We start from the raw sequence: 23,561 nt of genomic DNA, 5'->3' as shown, positions 1-23,561 counted from the left end.
CTTTCTCACTTCGAGTCTGGTCGATCAGCGGAGGCGTGGCGCACCAGGGCGCCCAGCGCGCGGAACCACGTTTCGGCCAGGTCGCGTACCCGCGCTTCGGGTGCGAGGGCCTCGGGCCACGACCAGTGGGCCGCCAGGGCGGGGCCGTCGGGCCGGTCTTCGGCCAGGGCGTTGACGGTCAGCGCGTGGGAGACGCGCTTGCCGGGATCGGCGCCGAGGTCGGCGGCGTCGCCCTCGGGGGCGTACTCCCAGTCGCCCTGGTCGGCGTGGCCGAAGCGGCCCATGTAGTTGAACTCGATCTCCGGGTCGGGCAGCGCGGCGAGCTCCGGCCCGGTCACGGGATTCAGGTGTCGCAGCAGCCCGAAGCCTGTGCCCGCGACGGGTGCGGCGTCCAGCTCCGCCCGCACGCGCTCGAGTGCCGTGCGCGCCGCCGGGCCGCCTGCCAGGGCGTCGGCGAGGTCGAGTTCGCCCAGGTCGAGGCAGACCGGCACGACGCTGGTGAACCAGCCGACCGTGCGCGACAGGTCCGCGCCGCCGGCGAGCTCGTCCTCGCGGCCGTGGCCCTCGAGGTCGACGAGCGTCGCCGTGCCCTCGCCCGCGCCGTGGCGGCGGCGCCAGTCGGCCACCGCGAGCGCGAGGCCGGTGAGCAGCACGTCGTTTACGGTCGCTCGCAGCGCCGCCGGCACGCGGCCCAGCAGCGGGCCCGTCACCGCCGCCGGCAAGGTCAGCGACAGAGCCGCCAACCCCGAATCGACGTCCACCTCCGGATCACGCGGACGCAGCAGTGGCAACGGATCTCCGCCGGCGAGCACCGAGCGCCACCGGTCCAGCTCCGCCTCGCGAGCCGGCTCCACCGCGCGCGCCGCGAGCTCCTCCGACCACTGCCGGAACGACACGTCCACCGGCGGCAGTTCGGGCTTACGCCCGGCGGCCACGGCCTCCCACGCCACCGCGAAGTCGGGCAGCAGCACCCGCCAGGACACCCCGTCGATCACGAGGTGGTGCACCAGCACCAGCAACCGGCCCCGCTCCGGCCCGGCGTCGAACCAGGTCGCCCGCAGCATCGCGCCGACGTCCGGGTCGAGCCGCGCCCGCGTGGCCAGGGCCTCCGCCGCGATCACGCTCTCCAGCTCGGCACCCGCGAGCCCGCGAACGTCCACTCGCGACACCCAGCCGCCCACGTCCACCGGCTCCGGGACCCGCAACGCCCACCGCTCGGGCTCCCGGTCGAGGCGCGCCCGCAGCATCGGGTGCCGGTCGACCACGGCCCGCAGTACGGCCGAAAGGCTTTCGCCCGTGACCTCGGCCGGCGTGATCAGCAGCGCCGCCTGGTGGTACCCGGCGATCGGCCCGCCCAGTTCCCGCATCGCGTGCATGATCGGCGTCAGCCCGACGGTGCCGGTGCCGTCGTCGGACACCGGCTTCACGACGCCGGCCTCGGTGGCCACCGCCGAGAGCCCCGCCACCGTCCGGTGCCGGAAGATGTCGCGCGGCGAGATCCGCAGTCCACCCGCGCGGACGCGGGCCACCAGCTGCATGGCCACGATGCTGTCGCCGCCCAGCGCGAAGAAGTCGTCGTCGACGCCGAGCCCCGGCACGCCGAGCACCTCGCCGACCATCGCGCACAGCTCGCGCTCCCGCTCGGTCGACGGCGCGCGGCCGCCGACCTGGGCCGAGAAGTCGGGCGCGGGCAGGGCCGCGCGGTCGAGCTTCCCATTGGCCAGCACCGGAAGCCGCTCAAGCACCACGAAGGCCGCCGGGACCAGGTGGTCGGGCAACGTCGAGACGGAGTACTGCCGTAGCTCCGCGGCGTCCACCGGCGCCGCCGGCACCACGTACGCCACCAGCTGCTTCACGCGCGCCTCGCGCACCATGACCACCGACTGCGCCACGGCCGGGTGCCGGTCGAGCGCCGCTTCGATCTCCGCGGGCTCCACGCGGAAGCCGCGGATCTTCACCTGGTCGTCGGCGCGGCCACCGAAGTCGAGCCGGCCGTCGGGCGTCCACCGCGCGAGGTCGCCCGTGCGGTACATGCGCGTGCCGGCTTCGCCGTACGGGTCCGCGACGAACCGCTCGGCCGTCAGCGCCGACCGGTCGAGGTATCCCCGCGCCAGGCCGCCACCGGCGAGGTACAGCTCGCCGGTGACGCCCGGCGGGACGGGCCGCAGCGAACCGTCGAGCACATACGCGCGGGTGTTGGCCACCGGCCGGCCCACGAGCGGCCGGTCGCTTTCCGCGATCCGCGCCACCAGCGCGTCCACAGTGGACTCCGTCGGCCCGTAGAGGTTGACCGCCTCGGTCCCGTCCAGCTCGGCCAGCCGGCGCCAGAGCGCGTCCGGCACCGCCTCGCCGCCGACGCCGACCACGGCCAGCGGGCACCGGTCGCCCTCGACCAGCCCGGCGTCGGCCAGCTGCGTGAACAGCGACGGCGTGACCTCGATGAAGTCGAGCCCCTCGCGCCGGATCAGGTCGGCGAGCATCTCCGGGTCGCGGCGCACCTCGTCGGGCACCACGTGCACGGCGTGGCCGTCGAGCAGCCACAATTGCGGCTGCCACGACGCGTCGAACGAGAACGACCACGCGTGCCCCACCCGCAGGTGCGCCCGCCCGGTGCGGGCCACGGCCGGCCGGTGCAGCATCGCCCGGTGGCTGTGGAACAGGTTCACCAGCCCCGCGTGCGGCACCACGACGCCCTTCGGCGTGCCCGTCGAGCCGGACGTGTAGATCACGTACGCCGGGTTCTCGGGCCGCAGCGGGCGCAGCCGGTCGGCGTCCGTCAAGTCCACTTCGGACACTTCGGACACCTCGGCCGCCAGGAGATCCGGCAGCAGCACCGTTTCGTCGAACTCAGGCAGAGCACCGCGAACCTCCGTGACGGTGACCAGCAGCCCGGGTCGGGCATCCGCCAGCATCGCGACGAGCCGTTCGGCCGGGTACTCCGCGTCGAGCGGCAAGTAGCCCGCGCCGGCCTTGTGCACGGCGAGGATCGCCAGCAGCACGTCGGCCGACCTCGGCAACGCCAGCGCCACCAGCGTCTCCGGCCCGGCACCGCGCTCGACCAGAGCCCGCGCGAGCCGGTTGGCTCGCGCGTTCAGCTCCGCATAGGTCCACTTCGCCCCGCCGACGACCGCGACGGCGTCGGGCGAGCGCCGCACCTGCGCCTCGAACAGCCCGGCGACGGTCGATGGCTCCACCGCTAGTGCGTTGTCGTTCCAGTCGAGCAGGATCCGTCGCGACAGCTCGGCCGGCAGCACCTCGACCGTCCCGGCCGGACGGTCCACTTCGGACATCATCGCACCCAGCAGCAGTTCCATGCCGGCGAGCAGGCGCTGCGCGTCGTCGTCGGTGAACAGGTCCGCGCGGTACTCGGCGGTGAGCCGGAGCCGCTCGGCCGGTTCGACGGCCCACGTCAGCGGGTAGTGCGTCGAGTCGCGGTGGTCCACGATCGTCGCCCGCAGCCCGTCGTCAGGGTCTTCCTCGGCGCCCGGGTAGCTCTCGAACACCACCAGCGTGTCGAACAGCTCGCCCAGCCCGGCCTCCCGCTGGATGTCGGCCAGTCCCACGTGCTGGTGCGGCAGGAGCGCGGCCTGCTCCTCCTGCACGCGCTCCAGCAGCACCGACAGCGGTTCGGCCGGGTCGTGGCGCACGCGCACCGGCACGGTGTTGATGAACAGGCCGAGCATCCGCTCCACTCCGGGCAGCTCCGGCGGCCGGCCCGCGACCGTCGCACCGAACACCACGTCGGTGCGCCCGGTGAGCGACGCGAGCAGCAGGCCCCACGCCGTCTGGACCAGCGTGTTCACCGTGAGCCCACGCTCGCGCGCCAGCTTCGTCAGTTCGGCTGTCGCTTCGCGGGGCAGCTCCAACGTCCGCTGCTTCGGCAACGCGGGCGCCCGATCCGGGTCCACGGGCGCGAGCCGAGTGGGCTCGGCCAGTCCCGCGAGCGAGTCGCGCCAGGCCGCCTTGGCCGTGGCCTCGTCCTGGTCACGCAGCCAGCCCAGGTAACCGCGGTACGGCAGCGCGGGTGGCAGCACCCGGCCGGCATACAGCGCGGACAGCTCGGCCAGCAGCTGCGGCACGGACCAGCCGTCGAGCAGCAGGTGCTGGTGCGACACCACCAGCCGGTGGCGCCCGTCGGCGAAGCGCACGAGCAGGAACCGCAGCAGCGGCCCGGCGCTGACGTCGAACCGGCGGCGCTCGTGCGCGAGCTCCGCGTCGAGGGCGTCGTCGGTCGCTTCCCGCCACTCGGGCTCGGCCGACCGCGCGACGAGCGCGACCGGACGCCCGGAAGCCAAATACCGGTAGCTCGTGCGCAGGTTCGGGTGCCGCCCCAGCAAGTTCCGCACCGCCTGCCGCAGCTGCGACGGGTCGAGCGGGCCGGTGAGGTCGAACCCGAACTGCACCGTGTAGACGTCCGGGCCCTCGGTGTCGGCCGTGGCCAGGAACAGCAGCCCTGACTGCAGCGGTGTGAGCGGCCAGACCTCGGCCGCGTCGGGTGCGCTCGCCTGCAGCTCCGCGCGTTCCGCCTCGGTCAGGTCCAGCAGCGGCCGGCCGTCGTCCGACGACGGCGTGGCCAGCACCTCCCCCGCGACCTCCGCGAGGCCGGTGACCGTGCGGTGGCGGAACACGTCCCGCGCGCCGAGCAGCAGACCGGCGGCCCGGGCGCGGGCCACGAGCTGCATCGCCACGATGCTGTCGCCGCCCAGGCGGAAGAAGTCGTCGCGCACGCCGACGCGCGGCAGCCCGAGCACGCCGGCCACCAGCTCGGCGAGCGCTTCCTCGCGGGGCGTGGCCGGAGCGTCGTCGCCGGCCTCGAACTCCGGTGCGGGCAGCGCCGGGCGGTCGAGCTTGCCGCTCGGGGTGAGTGGCAGCGCGGCCAGCGGCACGACTGCGGCCGGGACCATGTGCTCGGGCAGCGTCTGCGCGACGTGCTCGAGAACAGCGCTGTCGAGCAGGTCGTCCGTGGCCCCGCTCGCGACGACGTAGGCGACGAGCTGCCGTCCTTCGTGGACGATCACGCGCGCCTGGGCGACGGCCGGGTGCGTGCCCAAAGCGGCCTCGATCTCGCCGAGCTCCACGCGGAAGCCGCGGATCTTGACCTGGTCGTCGGCCCGGCCCAGGAACTCGAGCTCCCCGTCCGCCGTCCAGCGCGCGAGGTCGCCGGTCCGGTACATCCGCTCGCCGGGCGCGCCGAACGGGTTCGCGACGAACCGCTCCGCCGTCAGGCCCGGGCGCGCGTGGTAACCGCGCGCCAGCTGCACGCCGGACAGGTACAGCTCCCCCGCCACGCCCGGCGGCACGGGCCGCAGGCGCGCGTCGAGGACGTGGGTGCGGGTGTTCCACACCGGACGTCCGATCGGGACGCGGCCCGACGGCGCCACCCGCGCGGGCGCCGCGGTGACGTCGACCGACGCCTCCGTGGGCCCATAGAGGTTGTGCAGTTCGGCGTCGAGGTCGAACCGCGCCACGACCTCGGCCGGCAGGGCCTCACCGCTGCACAGCACGCGCCGCAGGCTCGGGCACACGCGGGCGCCCGGTTCGCCGAGGAACATCTCCAGCATCGACGGGACGAAGTGGACAGTCGTCACGCCTTCACGCCGGATCAGTCCCGCGAGGTACCCGGGATCCTTGTGCCCCTCGGGTTTGGCGACCACCAGCGTCGCACCGGTGACGAGCGGCCAGAAGAACTCCCACACCGACACGTCGAAGCTCGACGGCGTCTTCTGCAGCACGCTGTCGTCGGCGGTCAGCGCGTACTCGTCCTGCATCCACTGCAACCGGTTCACGATCCCGGCGTGCGGGACCACGACGCCCTTGGGCCGCCCGGTCGAGCCCGAGGTGTAGATCACGTACGCGGGCGCGTCCGGCGCAACCGTCAGCTCCAGGTTCGTGCTGTCGTGACCGGACGCGTCGACCGGACCGTCGAGCACGACGGCCGGAGTGGCATCGGCGAGCATGAACTCACGCCGGTCGGCCGGGTAGTCCGGGTCGAGCGGCAGGTAGGCCGCGCCCGCCTTGTGGATCGCGTAGAGCGAAACCACGAGGTCCAGCGACCGCGGCAGCGACACCGCGACCACGGATTCCGGCCCGGCGCCTTGCTCGCGCAGCCACCGGGCGAGCTGGTTGGCCCGCGCGTTCAGCTCCGCGTACGACAGCGACGCGCCCTCGAACACCACCGCGGCGGCATCCGGAGTCCGAGCGACCTGCGCCTCGAACAGCTCCGGCAGTGTCGCCGTGACCACGTCGTAATCGGTGGCGTTCCACGTCTCCAGCAGCGCCGATTCACCGTCCGACAGCACGTCGACCAACCCGACCGGCACCGAGGGGTCCGCGGCCACCTGCTCCAGCACCCGCACCAGCCGCGTCGCGAACGACTCCGCCGTCGCGCGGTCGAACAGATCCGCGTTGTACTCCACCGCACCGGCGATCGCGCCGCCCGGCTGCTCCAGGAACCCGAACTCCAGGTCGAACTTCGCGACGTCCTGCGTCACGTCCTCGCGCACGACCTCCAGGCCCGGCAACTGCGGCGGGTCCGCGCCCTCCGGCAGGTACACGACCATGGTCTGGAACAGCGGGTGCCGCGCCAGGGAACGCTCCGGGTCCGCCGCCTCGACCACGCGGTCGAACGGCAGGTCCTGGTGCGAAAACGCGGCCAGGTCCGACACCCGCACCCGGCGCAGCATCTCGCCGAACGCGGGATCACCCGCGAGATCCGTGCGCAGGACCAGCGAGTTCACGAAGAACCCGACCAGGTCCGTGAGCCGCTCGTCCGTGCGCCCGGACACCGGCGCGCCCAGCGGGATGTCGGTGCCGGCGCCCAGGCGGTGCAGCAGCGTGGCGACCGCGGCCTGGCCGAGCATGAACATGCTGGTGTCGTGCTCGATCGCCAGTGCGCGCAGCCGCGCCGTGAGCTCGGCCGGCACCTCGAACGTCACGGTGCCGCCGCGGTGGCTGGACTCCGCCGGCCGCGGCCGGTCGGCGGGCAGATCCAGCTCCTCCGGCAGCCCGGCGAGCGCGTCGCGCCAGAACGAGCTCTGGCTCTCGTGCTCGCCGTCGAGCACGGCCTGGTGCCACAACGCGTAGTCCGCGTACTGCACCGGCAGCGGTGTCCACTCGGGAGCGACACCGTCGAGCCGCGCGCGGTAGGCCGTCGCGAGATCGGCGAGCAGCGGACCTTCCGACCACTCGTCGGTGACCACGTGGTGCAGCAGCACCTGCAGCACGTGCTCGTCGTCGGCCGCGGTGAACACGCGCACGCGCACCGGCGGGGCCTCGTCGAGCCGGAACGGAACGTCCACTTCGGACCGGATCCGCGCGGCCACCTCCGACACGCGCTCGACGGCGAAGTCCAGCGGCGCGCCGGCGAGGATCCGCTGCGCGGGGACCCCGTCGTGTTCTTCGAAGACCGTGCGCAGCACCTCGTGCCGGGTGACGACGTCGCCGAACGCCGCGCGCAACGCGTCGAGGTCCAGCGCGCCCCGCAGCCGCCACGTGTGCGGCACGGAGTACGTCGACGTGGGGCCGTCCAGGCGGTAGAGGAACCAGAGCCGTTGCTGCGCCGCCGAAAGTGGGAGCATCTCCGGCCGCGTCGCCGCCACCAGTTCGGGCCGTCCGGCCGACAGACCGTCGAGGCGGGTGGCCAGCTGCGCGACCGTCGGCGCGTCGAACACCGTGCGCAGCGGGACGTCGACGCCGAGGGCGCCGCGGATCCGGCTCACCAGCCGCATCACGAGCAGTGAATGCCCGCCGAGAGCGAAGAAGTCGTCGTCGACACCCGGCTCGGCCACGCCGAGCACCTCGGCGAAGAGCTCGCACAGCTCGGTCTCGCGCGCCGTCCGGGGCGCCCGGCCGGACCCGGCCGAGAACTCCGGCGCCGGCAGCGCGCGGCGGTTCAGCTTGCCGCTCGGGGTGAGCGGCAGCTCCGCCAGCTCGACGACCGCCGCCGGAACCAGGTGCGCGGGCAGCGTTTCCGCCGCCCGCGCCCGCAAACCGGCCACGTCCAGCGCACCGGCCGGGACGACGTAGGCGACCAGCAGCCCGTCGCGCGCGGCCACCCGGACCTGCGCCACCGACGGGTCACCGGCCAGCGCGGCCTCGACCTCACCGGGCTCGATCCGTACGCCGCGCACCTTCACCTGATCGTCGGCACGGCCCACGAACTCCAGCACGCCGTCGGCGCGGTGGCGGGCCAGGTCGCCGGCGCGGTACATCCGCGAACCCGGCGGGCCGAACGGGTCGGCGACGAAGCGGTCCGCCGTCAGGCCGGGCCGCCCGAGGTAACCACGGGCGAGTTGCGCGCCCGCGAGGTACAGCTCGCCGATCACGCCCGGCGGCACCGGCTGCAGGCGCGCGTCGAGCACATACGCGCGCACGTTCCAGCCCGGCCGCCCGATCGCGATCGGCCCGCCGTCGTCGGTCCAGGCCAGCACGTCGATCGACGTCTCGGTCGGGCCGTAGAGGTTGTGCAGCGGGATGCCGAACACCTCGCGGAACCGGGCGGCCAAGTCGCGTCCCAGCGCCTCGCCGCCAACGACGATCCGCGTGAGGCTCGTGCACCCGGCCGCGGCGGGTTCTTCCAGGAACAGCTGCAGCATCGACGGCACGAAGTCGGCGGCCGTCACGCGCTCGGACTGGATCAGCTCGGCGAGGTACCGCGGGGCGCGGTGCCCGTCCGGGCGCGCGACGACCACGACGCCGCCGACCGTCAGCGGCCAGAAGATCTCGCTCACCGACACGTCGAAGGTGATCGGTGTCTTGTGCAGCATGCGGTGCGTCGCGTCCAGCGGATACGCGTGCTGCAGCCAGCGCAGCCGGTTCACCACGCCGTCGTGCGGGACCACCACGGCCTTCGGCCGGCCGGTCGAACCGGACGTGTAGAGGACGAACGCGGGGTTCGCCGGGCACGCCACTCGTTCCGGTGCCGTGGCGGGGTAGCCGGCCAGCCGCCCGAGGAGCGCCGGGTCGTCGAGGACGCACACCGGAGCGGCGTCGGCGAGCAGGTACTCCACGCGCCCAGCCGGCTGGCCGGGGTCGAGCGGCAGGTAGGCGGCGCCCGCCTTGTGCACGGCGTACAGCGCCACGACCAGCTCGACCGAGCGCGGGAGCGCGACCGCGACCACCGATTCGGCGCCGGCGCCCTGCTCCCGCAGCCAGTGCGCGAGCCGGTTGGCCCACGCGTCCATCTCGGCGTAGGTCAGGGAAGTGCCCTCGAACACGACGGCCACACCGTCCGGCGTCGCCGCCACCTGGGCTTCGACCAGCTCCGCCACCGTCGCCGGTTCGCTCTCGTGCGCGGTGTCGTTCCACTGGCGCACAACGAGCTCGCGTTCGTCGTCGCCGAGCAGGTCGTAGTCGCCGATCGTGGCGACGGGTTCGGTGGCGACCTGGCCGAACAGGGAGACCAGCCGCGCGAGCACCCGCTCCGCAGTGCCCGCGTCGAACAGATCGGTCGCGTACTCGAGCTGCAACGTGATGTCGGCACCGGCGCCGTCGACCATCGTGAAACTCAGGTCGAACATCGCGGTCTCACCGGGCACCTCGAGCCACTCGGTGGGCAGCCCCAGCACGTCCGGGTCGCCGTCGGGCCGGTAGTGGTAGCCCGTCATGACCTGGAACAGCGGGTTGCGCCCCCGCACGCGGTCCGGGTTCAGCTGCTCGACCAGCCGGTCGAAGGGCAGGTCCTGGTGCGAGAACGCGGAAAGGTCCGCGTCGCGCAGCCGGGCGAGCAACTCGGCGAACGTCGGCTCGCCGGACAGGTCGGCGCGCAGCACGAGCGTGTTGACGAAGAACCCGACCAGCTCGTCGAGCGCGGCGTCGGTGCGGCCCGCGATCGGCGCGCCCAGCGGGATGTCCTCGCCCGCGCCGAGCCGGTGCAGCAGCGTCGCGACGGTCGCGTGCAGCACCATGAACATGCTCGCGCCCGACGACGCCGCCAAGCCGTGCAGCGCCCGGGCGACCTCGGCCGGCAGTCCGGCGCGCACGGTCCGGCCGGCACCGCTCGGCCGCGCGGGCCGGGGCCGGTCGGCCGGCAGCGCCAGCTCGTCCGGCAGGCCGCGCAACGCCGTGGTCCAGAACTCCAGCTGCTCGGAACCGAGCCGGTCGAGCAGTGCCTCCTGCCAGAGCGCGTAGTCCGCGTACTGCACGGGAAGCGGCGCGAGCTCCGGCGAGCGGCCGGCCACGCGCGCCTCGTACGCGGCGGTCAGGTCCGCGAGGAACGGCCGGTCGGACCACTCGTCGGTGGCGACGTGGTGCAGCACGATCGCCACCACGTGGTCACGATCGCCCAGCCGCAGCACTTCGGCGCGCAGCGGCGGCTCGCGACGCAGGTCGAAGCGGTACCGGGCCAGCTCGCGCAGCCGCTCGGGCAGGTCGGCCTCCGCGCGGTCCCCGACCGTGAGCTCCGGCTCCGCCGCGGGGAGAACCCGTTGGTACGGCGAGCCTTCGTGGTCGGCGAAGACGGTGCGCAGCGACTCGTGCCGGGCGACAACGTCGCCGAGCGCGGCGCGCAGCGCCGCCATGTCGAGGTCCCCGCGCACGCGGAAGAACAGCGGGAAGTCGTAGGCCTCGCCGACCTCGCCCAGCTCTTCGAGCAGCAGCAGCCGGCGCTGAGCCGCCGAAAGCGGCACGCGCTCGGGCCGCTGCGCGCGCACGACCGAAGGCCGCGCGGGTTCACCACTCCCGGCCCGGGCCGCCAGCTCCGCGACGGTCGGTGCCTCGAACAGGTCCTTGATCGCCAGCTCGGCGCCGAGCTCGGTCCGCGCGCGGCTGATCAGGCGGGTGGCGAGCAGCGAGTGCCCGCCGAGGTCGAAGAACGAGTCCTCCACACCCACGCGCTCGAGGCCGAGGACCTCGGCGAACAGCTCGCAGAGCACCTCTTCCTCGCGCGAAGCCGCGGGCCGGCTCTCGGCCAGCGACACGGCGGGTTCGGCATCGGGCAGGGCACGGACGTTGAGCTTGCCGTTGTCGGTCAGGGGCAGGCTGCCGAGCGTCACGAACGCGGCCGGGACCATGTACTCGGGCAGCTGCCGCTTCAGCTCGTCGCGCAGCACCTGCACCAGCTCGGCGCTGCTGCGCGCGGCGGTGGGGCGGTTGGCGAACCGCGGGAGGTTCGTGCCGGTCGCCGCGGGCACGTACAGGCCCGAGACCGGTGCTTCCGCGCGGGCGAACACGGCGTCGAACACCCCGTCGACGCCGGTCGACCACGTCGTGTGCACGGCATAGCCCAGGCGCTCACCCAGGCGGTGCACCGCTTCGGGTTCAACGCCGTCACCGCTGCTGTGGAAGCGATCCAGCACGTCGAGCAGCGGCGCGCCCGCGTCGAGCGCCCGCATCGCGGCGAACTCCGCGGCGAGCCGCGCGTCCGGGATCCGGCTGACGCGCAGCTGGTCGCCGGTCAGCCTGTTCTCCAGCTCGGTGAGCGACCCGACCTCGTCCCACAGCACGCGCGGCGCCTGCGCCACCGGCACCTCGCCCGTGGTGTCCTTGGTGAGCACGACGTCGTAGCGGTAGCGGCTCAGCTCGTTGTGCAGTTCGGCCCGCTTCACGCGAATGCGCGCGCCGACGCCGGGCAGCGTGTGCGCGAGCGCCGTGAAGTAGTCCGGGTCGAGCAGGAGTTCCTTCTCCAGCGCCACACCGCGTTCGATCGCGCGGCGCAGCTGGGCGACGTCGGACGTCGCGTCGGCGCGTGTGAGCTGGATGGCCGTGTGGAACGACCTCGCCAGCCGCAGGTTCCGCACGTCGCCGACGAACAGCGAACCGCCCGGCGCGAGCAGATCGAGCGCCGTGCTCAGCACCTGCGTGAGGTAGTCGACGCTCGGGAAGTACTGGATCACGGAGTTGATGACGACGGTGTCGAAGTGGCCACGCGGCAGGTCGCCGAACTCGTGCGCCGGCTGCGCCCGCAGCGTGACTTTGGCGGCCAGCTGCGGGTCCCGCTCCAGCTCTCGCGTGAGCTTGCCGATCACCGGCGCGGCGAGGTCGGTGCCCCAGTACTCCTCGGTGTGCGGCGCGAGCTGCCCCATCAGCAGGCCGGTGCCGACGCCGATCTCCAGGATCCGCCGCGGCGCCAGCTCCCCGATGCGCGCGACGGTGGCCGCGCGCCACTCTCGCATGTGCGCCAACGGGATCGGCGTGCCGTCATAGCTGGAGTCCCAGCCGGCGAAGTCCTCGGTGAACAGCGCGGTCGGGATCTCGGTGTACTCGTCGGAGTAGATCTGCTGCCATTCGCCGACCTGGTCGGCCTCGGCCGCGTCGCGCTCGTCGCCGCTCAGCTCGGCCGGCACGACGTAGCCGACGAGCCGTTGCAACCCCGGCGCCGACGGGTCCGGCCGCGCGATCACGGCCGCCTGCGCGACCTGTGGGTGCCGCGCCAGCGCCGTCTCGATCTCGCCCAGCTCGACGCGGTAGCCGCGGATCTTCACCTGGTCGTCGGTGCGGCCGAGGAAGTCGAGGTTCCCGTCGGGCCGCCGGCGCACGAGATCGCCCGTGCGGTACATGCGCGCGCCGGGCCCGCCGAACGGATCCGCGACGAACCGCTCCGCGGTGAGGGCCGCCCGCCCGAGGTAGCCGCGGGCCAGGCCGGTGCCGGCGATGTAGAGCTCGCCGGGCACGCCGTCGGGCACCGGCCGCAGCCAGTTGTCCACGATGTATGCGCGGGTGTTCCAGATGGGCTTGCCGACGGTGGGTGTGTCGCTGTCGGTCGTGCCGCCGCCGAGGGTGTTGATCGTGTACTCGGTGGGGCCGTAGAGGTTGTAGCCGTAGACGCCTTCGGTGTCGCGCAGGCGGTTCCAGACCGATTCGGACACGGCTTCGCCGCCGAGCAGCACCAGCGCGGGCCGGTGGCTCGCAGTGTCTTCGTCGAGGGGACCTTCCTCGAGCAGGCCCTCCTCGATGAGCAGGTGCGCGTAGGTCGGCGTCACGTTCACCACGTCGACCTGGTGGCGGTCGCAGTACGCCACGAGCGCGCGGGCGTCGCGGCGCAGCTCCTCGTCGCACACGTGCACCTCGTGGCCCTCCACGAGCCACAGCAGCTCTTCCCACGACATGTCGAACGCGAACGACACGGTGTGCGCGATCCGCAGCCGCCGCCCGCCGGCCGACGCGATGGCCGGCCCGAAGATCGCTTCCTGGTGGTTGAGCTGCATGTTCGTCAGGCCGCGGTAGGGCGTGACGACGCCCTTCGGCTTCCCCGTGGAACCGGAGGTGTAGATGACGTACGCGGGGTGCTCCATGCGGCCGGCGCGGTCGCGGCCGAACAGCGGGCGCTCGGCGTCCACCAGTTCGCCGCCGGACAGCGCGCCGAGTTCCGCGCGCGTCTCCTCGCTGTCGAGCAGTACCCACGGCAGGTCCTCCGGCAGGTCCTGCGCGACGGCCGTGGTCGTGACCAGGCAAAGGGGGCCGGCGTCGTCGAGCATCAGCGCGAGGCGGTCGGCCGGGTAGTCGAGCTCGAGCGGCAGGTACGCGGCTCCGGTTCGCAGTACGGCGAACAGCGCCACGACCATGTCGATCGAGCGCGGCAGGCCGAGCGCGATCACGCGTTCCGGCTCGGCGCCGCGGGAAAGCAGCAGCCGCGCCATACGGTTCACGGCTTCGTCGAGCTCCGCGTAGGTCAGCGTCTGCTCGCCGAACACGAGGGCGGTGGCATCCGGTGTGTGGGTGGCCTGGGCGGCGAGCAGGTCGGCGATGGTGTCCCGCACCATCGGGTGCTCGGTGGCCGACCAGATCTCCGCCAGCTCCGCGCGGCGCTCGGCGGACACCGTCTCCAGCGAGCCGACGGGTGCGGTGAGGTCGCCGACGAGCTGCTCGACGAGCGCCGTGAACCGGCTCAGCAGCACGGCGGCCTCGTCGGCCGCGATCACGTCGTCGCGGTAGGACAGGGTGACGCGCATCGGCTGCCCCGGCGTGACGACCAGCGTCAACGGGTAGTGCGTGGCGTCGACGTTCACGAGGCTCGTGATGCCGTGGCGGTGGCGCAGCCCGGCGTAACGCTCGTCGCCGTCCGCGCCGCGGAGCACGAACAGCGTGTCGAACAGCACGCGGTGGCCGGCCTCGCGCTGCAGCACGCCGAGGCTCATGAACTCGTACGGCGTGAGGTCCATGCGCTCGGACTGGATGCGGCGCAGCAGGTCGAGCACCGGCTCGTCCGGTACGAGCCGCACGCGCGTCGGCACGGTGTTGAGGAACAAGCCGATCGTGGTCTCGATGTCCGGCACGGCGGCGGGCCGCCCGGCGACGGCGGCGCCGAACACCACGTCCTGGCGGCCGACCATCGTGGACAGCACGAGCGCCCACGCGGCGTTGAGCACCGAGTTCACCGTGAGACCGTGGCGCCGGGCCTCTTCACGCAGCCGGTCGGTCAGCTCGGGCGTCAGGTGCGCGTCGAGGTTGACCGGCGTGACGGGTTCCAGCCCCTGCGTGTCGGGGCCGATCAGCGTCGGCTCGCCCAGCCCGGACAGCGCCGAGCGCCACGCCGCCGTGGCGTCCTCGACGTCCTGACGGGACAACCACTCCAGGTAGTCCACGTAGGACCCGCTCGCCGGCTGTTCGCCACCTTCGTAGTGCGCGAAGAGCTGCTCGATGAACAGCCACGCGGACCAGCCGTCCCACAGCAGCAGGTGCCGGTTGAGCACCACGCGGTCGCGTTCGTCGCCGAGGCGCACGAGCGTGATCCGGAACAGCGGCGGGGTGCCGAGGTCGAACCGGGTCGTCCGGTCGCGCTCCATCAGCTCGGCCAGCCGCCGCTCACGGTCCGCTTCGGACAGCCCACGCAGGTCCACTTCGGTCACCGGCGGCGGGAAACCGGCGGTGACGAACTGCACCGGCCCGCGCAGTCCGTCACTGGTGAAGCCCGCGCGCAGGCTGGGTGTGCGGTCCATCAGCGCCGCGCACGCGGCACGCATGCGGGCGGCATCGAGGTGCCGGGCGAGGTCGATGGCCTCCTGGATCGTGTAGACGTCGATGCGCGACTGGTCGTAGCTGGAGTGGAAGAACAGCCCTTCCTGCAGCGGCGAAAGCGGCCAGATGTCCGACAGCGGCAGCGGGCTCAGCCGTTCGACGTGCTCGATCTCGTCCTGTGCCAGTTCGATCAGCCTGAGGTCCGACGTGGTCAGCCCGGCCGCGGCGACGTCCGTCGCGGCGAGGTCGGCCAGTGCGACGACCACGCGGTCGACGAAGTCCGGTGTGGCACCGGCGAAGGTGAGCACCAGCACCGGTCCTTCCGGCGTGTCCTCGCAGACCGCGCCGATGCGCAGCGCGTGCGCGCCGACGGGTGCGCCCGGGCCGGCCGCGAAGTCCCAGTCCCGCGCGCCGAACGGCACGTGGCCCGCGTACCGCAGCAGCACGTCGGCGCGGGCGAGCTGGGCGAACAACGGCGCGGCCTGCGGGTTGAGGTAACGCAGCAGCCCGTAGCCGACGGCGTCGGGGGCCGCGCGGACGAGGTCCTTCACCTGTTTGAGGTCCGGGTCGGTCAGCCGCACCGGACGCACGGTGTGCAGTGCGCCCACCGCGGCGGGTGTACCTTCAGGACGGTCGAGCACGTCGACGATCAGCTCGCCGCCGGCCTGCGCGAGGGCCGTGAGCAGCACGTCGGTCACGTCGCCGCGCACCGACGCCGGCAGCTGTTCGACGAGGGCCCGGCTCTTGTCGAGTGGGAACCGCACGGTGCGTTCGATCGGCGTCCCTGCGACGGGGACCGTCGCGGCGCCCGGTGCGAGCGTCGCGGCCCAGTGTTCCAGGTCTGCCAGCAGCTCCGGCGCCTGCGCCCGCTCGGTGACGGCGCGGGCGTGGGTGCGCAGCGAGGTTTCCACCGGGGCGAACACCGGCGCCCGCCCGGCCTGCACCGCCGTCCACGCCGTGGCGAGGTCGGCGGCGATCGTGCGCCACGACGGCGCGTCGACCACCAGCGGATGGGCCGCGAGCAGGAGCCGGTCGCCGGACCGGACGGCCTGCAGCAGGATCCCGGCGTCCGGGTCGAACTCGGCCGTGGTGTCCGCGGCCGTGGTGTCCGCGGCAGTGGTGTTCTCGGCGAGCAGCACCTCGGCGGCATCGACCGCGCCGGCCGGGCGCGTCTCGAGCGACCACAGCACGGACGCGACGCGGCTGCGCTTGAGCCGCAGCCCGTCGTGGTGGTCGAACACCGCCTGCAGTGCGGCCGCGAGACTTTCGGTGTCCGCGTCGGCCGGCAGGCGCAGCTGGATCGACTCGGCGCCGGCGTCGCCCAGTTCACGCAGGCGGTGGACCTCAGGCAGCAGCGGCACGTCGCCGACACCGTCCGGGTCGGACACCGGCCGCTGCACCACGGGCGTTCCGCCGAGCACCGCCAGCGCGGCGGGTGTGCGGTGGGTGAACACGTCCTTCGGGCTCAGGTCGAACCCGGCCCGGCGGGCCCGGCTCGACACGCTGATCGACGTGATGCTGTCGCCGCCCAGCAGGAAGAAGTCGCCGTCCGCGCCGACCTCGGCCAGCCCGAGTACGTCGGCGAAGATCGCCGCCAGGGCGGACTCGCGGTCGTCGCCGCGCTGCACCGTCGCCGCGGCCGCGGGGACGGCCGGCGCGGGCAGGGCGCGGGAGTCGAGCTTGCCGCTCGGGGTCAGCGGGAGTTCGTCGAGCACCACGAGGACGTTGGGCACCATCGTCGCGGGCAACGCCGCGGTCAATGCGGCCCGGAGCGCGTCGGCGTCCACGGCACCGGCTGCGTAACCGACCAGGGCGCTGTCGCGCACGACGACCGTGGCCGCCTGAACGCCCGGCTGCGCCGCGAGCACGGCTTCGATCTCGCCCAGCTCGATGCGGTTGCCGCGGATCTTCACCTGCCGGTCGGTGCGGCCGAGGTATTCGAGCTCGCCGTCCGCGCGGCGCCGCGCCAAGTCGCCGGTGCGGTACATCCGCGCGCCGGGCTCGCCGAACGGGTCGGCCACGAACCGTTCCGCCGTCAGCGCGGGCTGCCCGTGGTAACCCCGCGCGAGCTGCACGCCCGCGAGGTACAGCTCCCCCGCCACCCCCTCGGGCACCGGGCGCAGGCACGTGTCCAGCACGAGCAGGCGCGTGTTCCACACCGGACGTCCGATGGGGACAGTCGTTTCCGGACCGTCGCGGAACGGGAAGTACGACACGTCCACGGCCGCCTCGGTGGGGCCGTACAGGTTGTGCAGCGGCACCCCCGTCAGCCGCCGCCAGCGTGCCGCGACCTCGCCGGGCAGCGCCTCGCCGCTGGTGAACACGTGACGCAGCGACGCGGCCCAGTGCCGATCGTCGGTGACCTCCTCGACGGAAAGGAACGCGGCCAGCATCGACGGCACGAAGTGGAGCGTTGTCACACCGTGGGTGCGGATCACCTCGGCGAGGTACGCCGGGTCGCGGTGGCCGTCGGGCCGGGCGAACACCACAGCCGCGCCTTCCCGCAGCGCCCAGAAGAACTCCCACACCGACACGTCGAAGCTCGACGGCGTCTTCTGCAGCACGCGGTCGTCGGCGCCCAGCCGATACTCGTGCTGCATCCACGCCAGCCGGTTGACGATCGCGCGGTGCGTCACCACAACGCCCTTGGGCCGGCCGGTCGAACCGGACGTGTAGATCAGGTAGGCGGCGTTATCCGGCCCCGTGACCGGGCCGAGCTCGGCCGCGACGTCCGGACCATCGACGGGCACCTGCTCCGGGCCGGCCGGAACCTGCGCCGCCGTCGCCGGTTCGGTGACCACCAGCGTCGCTCCGGAGGACGCGAGCATGTACTCGAGCCGTTCGGCCGGGTAGTCCAGGTCGAGCGGCAGGTAGGCCGCGCCGGACTTCACCACGCCCAGCAGTGCCACCATCAGCTCGGCCGAACGCGGCACCGCGACGGCGACCACCGACCCGGGCCCGGCACCGCGGGCCCGCAACCGCCGGGCCAGCGCGGCCGCGCGCGTGTCCAGGTCCGCATAGGACAGTCGCTGGTCCTCGAACAGCACGGCCGTCACGTCCGGAGCCTCGGCCACGTGCCGCTCGAACGCCGTGAGCAGCGTCTGCTCCGGCATTGACACGGCGGTCGCGTTCAGCTCGCCCAGCCGTTCCAGCTCCGCGGCCGAGACGAGGTCCACGTGCGCCACCGGCACGTCCGGGGCCGCGGCGAACGCTTCGAGCACGCGCACGAACCGCTCCGCGAGCTGCTCGGCCGCCCGCGCGTCCAGGCGCGCCGCGTCGAACTTCAGCCCGAACTCCAGCGTGTCGCCCGGCGTGGCGATGAGCGCTACCGGGTAGTGCACCGCGTCCACGACCTCGACGCCGGTCACGCGCAGCGCGCCCGCGTCGTCGTTCTCGCGCGGGTAGTTCTCGACCACGACGAGCGTGTCGAAGAGCTCTTCCTGGCCCACGCCGGCGATCCGTTGCAGCTCGGCGAGCCCGAGGTGCTGGTGGTCCAGCAGCGCGGCCTGCTCGTCCTGCAACCGCCGCAGCAGCCCGGCGACGGTGTCGCCCCCGGTCCAGCGGACCCGCACGGGCAAGGTGTTGATGTACAGGCCGACGGCGTCCTCGATCCCCGCGATGCCGGGGTCGCGGCCCGACACGGTGCTGCCGAAGACCAGGTCGCCGCGGCCGGTCAGGCGGCCGAGCAGGAGACCCCACGCACCGTGCAGCACGGTGCCGAGCGTGAGCCCGTGCTCGCGCGCGAACGCGCCCACTCGGGCGGTGGTCGCCGCGTCGACGGCGAAGTGCACGCGCGAAGGACGCCGTGGTGCCACTCCGGCGGGCGTGGTCACCAGGCGGGTCGGTTCCTCGATGCCCGCGAGCGCTGCACCCCACGCCCGCTGTGCCGCGTCGTGGTCGCGTGCGGCCAGTCGGCGCAGGTGCGCCGTCCGCGAGGCGGGCTCGGGCCGAAGCGCTTCGGTGGCGCCGTAGCGGGCGAGGATCTCGCGCACCATCACGGCGACCGACCAGCCGTCGGCGACGATGTGGTGGAACGTCAGGGCGAGCCGCTCGCGCCCGACGAGCGTGGCGCGCAGCAGTGGCGGCCGGTCGAGGGGGAAGTGGCGGTCGCGGTCGGCGGCCAGCGCGTCGGCGGCGGCCTCGGGCGAGACCTCCCGCCACGGCAGCTCGGCGTGCGCGGCCACGACCTGGACCACGCGGCCGTCGTCGAGCTGGCGGAAACCCGACCGCAGCGACGAATGGCGGTCGAGGAGGTTCTGCACCGCGCGGCGCAGCGTCGGCGGGTCCACCGGTCCGGCGAGGTCGAAGACCTCCTGGACGGTGTAGACGTCGTCGTCCTCGAACGCGGCGTGGACGAAGAACCCTTGCTGCAACGGGGTCACCGGCAGCACCTCGGCGTGCGGGCCGAGGGCGGCCGAGTCCGTTTCCGACAGCTCCAGCAACGGCTCGGCCGAATCGTCGGCTGTGGTCACTTCACCGGCGCACGCGGCGAGCGCCTCCGCCGTGCGGTGCTGGAACACCTGCCGTGGCGTGATGGCGAGGCCGTGCCGGGCGGCGCCGAGCACGAGCCGGATCGACGAGATGCTGTCGCCACCGAGCGCGAAGAAGTCGTCGTCCGCGCCGGCGATGGGCACGCCGAGCACGTCGGCCATCACCGTGCACAACGCGACCTCGCGCGGAGTCCGAGGCGAGCGTCCCTGCGCCAGCGTCCCGAAGTCGGGCAGGGGCAGCGCGGCGCGGTCGAGCTTGCCGTTGGTCATGATCGGCAGGCGGTCCAGCGGCACGAACGCCGAGGGCACCAGGTAGTGCGGCAACGCCTCTTCGACGTGGGTGCGCAGATCCTTCATCAGCGACGCGGGATCGCGGTAGGCCACCGGCACGTTGGCGAGCGGACCGTCGGTCGCACCGAGGTACGTCGCGACCGGCTCCTCGCGCGACAGCACGAGGTCGAACGCCGTCGCCGTCTCCCCCGACCACGTGGCCGCCGCGCGGTAACCGGCCGCGCCGGCCAGCTCGGCCAGCACGTCCGGGTCCGTCGCCGCACCGCCGGCGGGCGCCGGCTCCCCGTCGAGCGCCCGCAACGCCGTGAGGTCCGGGATGAGCCGCTCGTTCGGAATCCCCGTCACGCGCAGCGCGGCCGGCTGGTGCTCGCCGAGGTGAGCCGAGAACGCCCCGGACGAGCCGAGCTCGGCCCACGGCACCGCCGGGACCTCGCGCGGGCCTGCGGATTCCGTCCGCAGCACGACGTCGTAGCGGTACCGGCTGAGCTCGTTCTCGTACGTCGCGCGCTTCAGCCGGACGTCGGCCTCGGTGAACGCACTGATCCGCCGCGGCAGCGCGGCGAAGAAGCCCGGGTCGAGCACCAGCTCGTCCTCCCGAGCGACACCCGCGTCGACCGCGGCCGGCGTCGCGTCCCCCTGCGCGGCCGCGATACCTGCGCGCAGTACGCGCTGCAGGCTCAGGTTCCGCACGTCGCCCACGAACACCGAGCCACCGGGTGCGAGCAGCCCCGTGACCTGCCGCAACACGTCGACGAGGTAGTCCGCGCTCGGAAAGTACTGCACGACGGAGTTGATCACCACGGTGTCGAAGTGCCCCTGTGGCAGATCGCCCAGCTCGTGCGCCGGGCGCGCCCGCAGATGTACCTTTCCAGTCAGCTCCGCCCGGTCCGCGACGCGGCTTTCCAGCAGCCGCACCACTTCTTCGGACAGGTCCAGCGCCCAGTACTCGTCGGTGTCCGGCGCGAGCTTCGACAGCAGCAGCCCGCTGCCCACGCCGAGCTCCAGCACGCGACGCGGCCGCAGCGCCCGGATCGAGTCCACAGTGGATTCCCGCCACGCGCGCATGTCGCCCAGTGGCAGTGGTTCCCCGTCGTAGCTGGAGTTCCAGCCGGTGAACCCCTCGTCGAACTGGTCGCGATCGGCGACCGAGTAGAGCAGCTCGTGCACGTTCTTCCAGCGGTCGACCTGCGGAGCCTCCCGCGCCGCGTCCCGGTCGGCACCCGGCGCCTGCTCCGGCACCACGTACGCGACCAGCCGCCGATCACCAGGCTTGACCTCGCGCGGCACCACCGCCACGCGTGCGACGCCGTCGTGCGCCGCGATCACCGATTCGATCTCACCGGGTTCGACACGAAAGCCGCGGATCTTGACCTGGTGGTCGGCGCGGCCCAGGAAGTCGAGGTTCCCGTCGGCGCGCCAGCGCACGCGGTCGCCCGTGCGGTACATGCGCTCGCCCGGGCCGGCGAACGGGTCGGCCACGAACCGCTCGGCGGTGAGCCCGGCACGCCCGACGTACCCGCGCGCGAGGCCGCGGCCGCCCACGTAGAGCTCGCCCTCGAGGCCCGGTGGCACGGGGTTGAGCGCGGTGTCCAGCACGTAGCAGCGGGTGTTGGGGTCGGGGCGCCCGATCGGGATCGGCCCGGTCCAGTCCGCTTCCGCGAGCCACAGTGTGGAGTTCACCGTCGCTTCGGTGAGCCCGTACGCGGCGACCACACGCAGGTCCTTCGCCCAGCGCGCGATCAGCTCGGGCGGCACGGTTTCCGTGCCGACGATGAGCACAGCGCCCTTCGGCAGCTCGCAGTCGGCCGGCAGCGCGGCCACCAGCGAGGGCGGCAGGATCATGTGCGTGGCGGCGTTGTCGGCGATGTAGCCGGTGAGCTCGACGCCCGCGACGCGACGGTGCGAGGGCACCACGATCACGCGCCCGCCCACGCACAGCGACATCGCGAGATCCCACACCGTCACGTCGAACCCCGCCGACGCGAACTGCACGACCCGGCTCTCGGGAGTGATCCCGATGCGCTCGGTGGCCGTGACGATCAGGCTGCCGATGCCGTCGTGCGAGAGCACCACGCCCTTGGGCTTGCCGGTGGAACCGGAGGTGTAGATGACGTACGCGGCGCGGTCGAGCCGCAGGCCGCCGAGGTCGACGGGCCCGCCGTCCAGAGCGGTGAGCTCCGCGCGCACCACAGGGTCGTCCAGCAGCACGACGTCGCCGACCACGGGCAGGTGGTCCGCGGATCGGGCGACCGACAGGACCACCCGCGCGCCCGCGTCCGTCAGCAGGTACTCCAGGCGGTCCTCGGGCAGGTCCAGATCCAGCGGCAGGTACGCGGCACCGGCCTTGAGCACGCCCAGCAGGCCCACGACCAGGTCGATCGAGCGCGGCAGCGCCACGGCGACCACGTCCTCGGCCGCCACCCCGCGGGCGGCGAGCAGGCGCGCCAGGCGGTTCGCGGCGGCGTCGAGCTCGGCGTAGGTGAGCTGCCGGCCCTCGCACACCACGGCGACGGCCTCTGGCTGCCGCGCGACGACACGGGCGAAGGCCTCGGGCCAGTTCAGCTCCGGCGACTCCGCGGGCGAGGTCGCGAAGTCGGTCAGCACCAGCTGCCGTTCGCGTTCGGTGAGCAGGTCGATCGCCGCGATCGGACGGTCCGCGTGCGCGGCCATCGCGTCGAGCACGGCGAGGAAACGGCGTTCGTGCTCGGCGAGCGTTTCGGGCGTGCCGGCCGCGGCGAACTCGAGCCGCAGCGCGCCGCCCGCGCCGGCGTCGTGCGCGGTCACGGCGAGGTCGGTGACGGGGCCGAGCGCGACGCTGTGCACCGTCGCCGCGGCTTCGCCGAACGCGACCGAGACCTCCGGCAGGAAGTTGAGGCTCAGCCCGGTGAGCTCGTGCATCCCGCCGGTCAGGTTCGCCTCGCGCGCGAGGTCCTCACCCCGGTAGCGGCCGTGGTCGAGCAGGTCGGCGACCTCGCGGGCGACCGCGGCGACCAGCTCGGCCGGCGTCGTCGAGGGCCGCGCGGAAACCCGCAGTGGCAAGAGGTTCGACAGCATTCCGGGCCGGTCGCGCAGAGCGACGTCGGCACGCGCTGCGACGGGCAGGCCGAGCACGAGGTCCTCGGCGCCCGTCACCCGGTGCGCGTAGGCCGCCAGCGCCGCGAGTGCCACGCGCGACAGGCGGGTGCCGTGGTTGCCGGCGAACTTCCGCAGCGCGTCGGCGCGGGCGGCCGGCAGCGTGACCGACCGCCGGACCACCTCACCGTCGCCGCCGGCCAGCCGCACCGGATCGGGCCGACCGGCGAGCTTTTCGCGCCAGTACGTGCGATCCGCTTCGTAGGCGGCCGATTCCCGGTACTCGCCATCGGCGGCCACGAGCGGCGCCACCGACCAGTCCACGGTGGACTCGGCGCCGTCGTAGAGCTCCGCGGCCCGGCGGGTGAGCACCGCCTGGCCGTACGCGTCGGTCACCAGGTGGTGGAACGTCTGCGCCCACCACACGCGATCCGGTCCCAGCACCAGCACCGCGTGCGCGGTCAACGGCCCGCGCGCGAGGTCGACCGGCTCGGCCAGCGCCGCCCGCGCCCACGCGTGCGCCGCCGCTTCGGGGTCGGGCTCGCCGGACAGGTCCACCACGGGCACCGCGGCCGCCCACGGCGCCGGGTACTGCCGCGGCACGCCGGTCTCGTCGGCCTCGGCCCTCACGTGCAGCCCCTCGGCTTCGCCGACCGCCCGGCGCACCGCGTCCGCGACCCGTGCCGGATCGACGCGGCCGCGCACGTCGGCGTACCAGCCGATGCGGTACGCCGGGTCCGCCGGGGCGAGCGACTGCGCGAAGAAGACCCCGGCCTGCGCCGCGGTCAAGGGGGAACCGGGCACGACGCCGGTCAT

General features: G+C 73.6%; 1 protein-coding gene. It reads right to left on the bottom strand.

Features of this window, described 5'->3' with window-relative positions; genetic code table 11:
- Positions 1-5: 5 nt before the first annotated feature.
- The gene (locus tag AB0383_RS22410; RefSeq protein WP_366188422.1) at positions 6-23,561 is read right to left on the bottom strand and encodes a non-ribosomal peptide synthase/polyketide synthase; all 23,556 of its coding nucleotides are present in this window, start codon (positions 23,559-23,561) and stop codon (positions 6-8) included.

The sequence above is a fragment of the Amycolatopsis sp. NPDC051373 genome, assembly GCF_040689465.1.
In the GTDB taxonomy this organism is placed as follows: Bacteria; Actinomycetota; Actinomycetes; order Mycobacteriales; family Pseudonocardiaceae; genus Amycolatopsis.
This window is presented reverse-complemented; position numbering and strand designations above follow the sequence as displayed.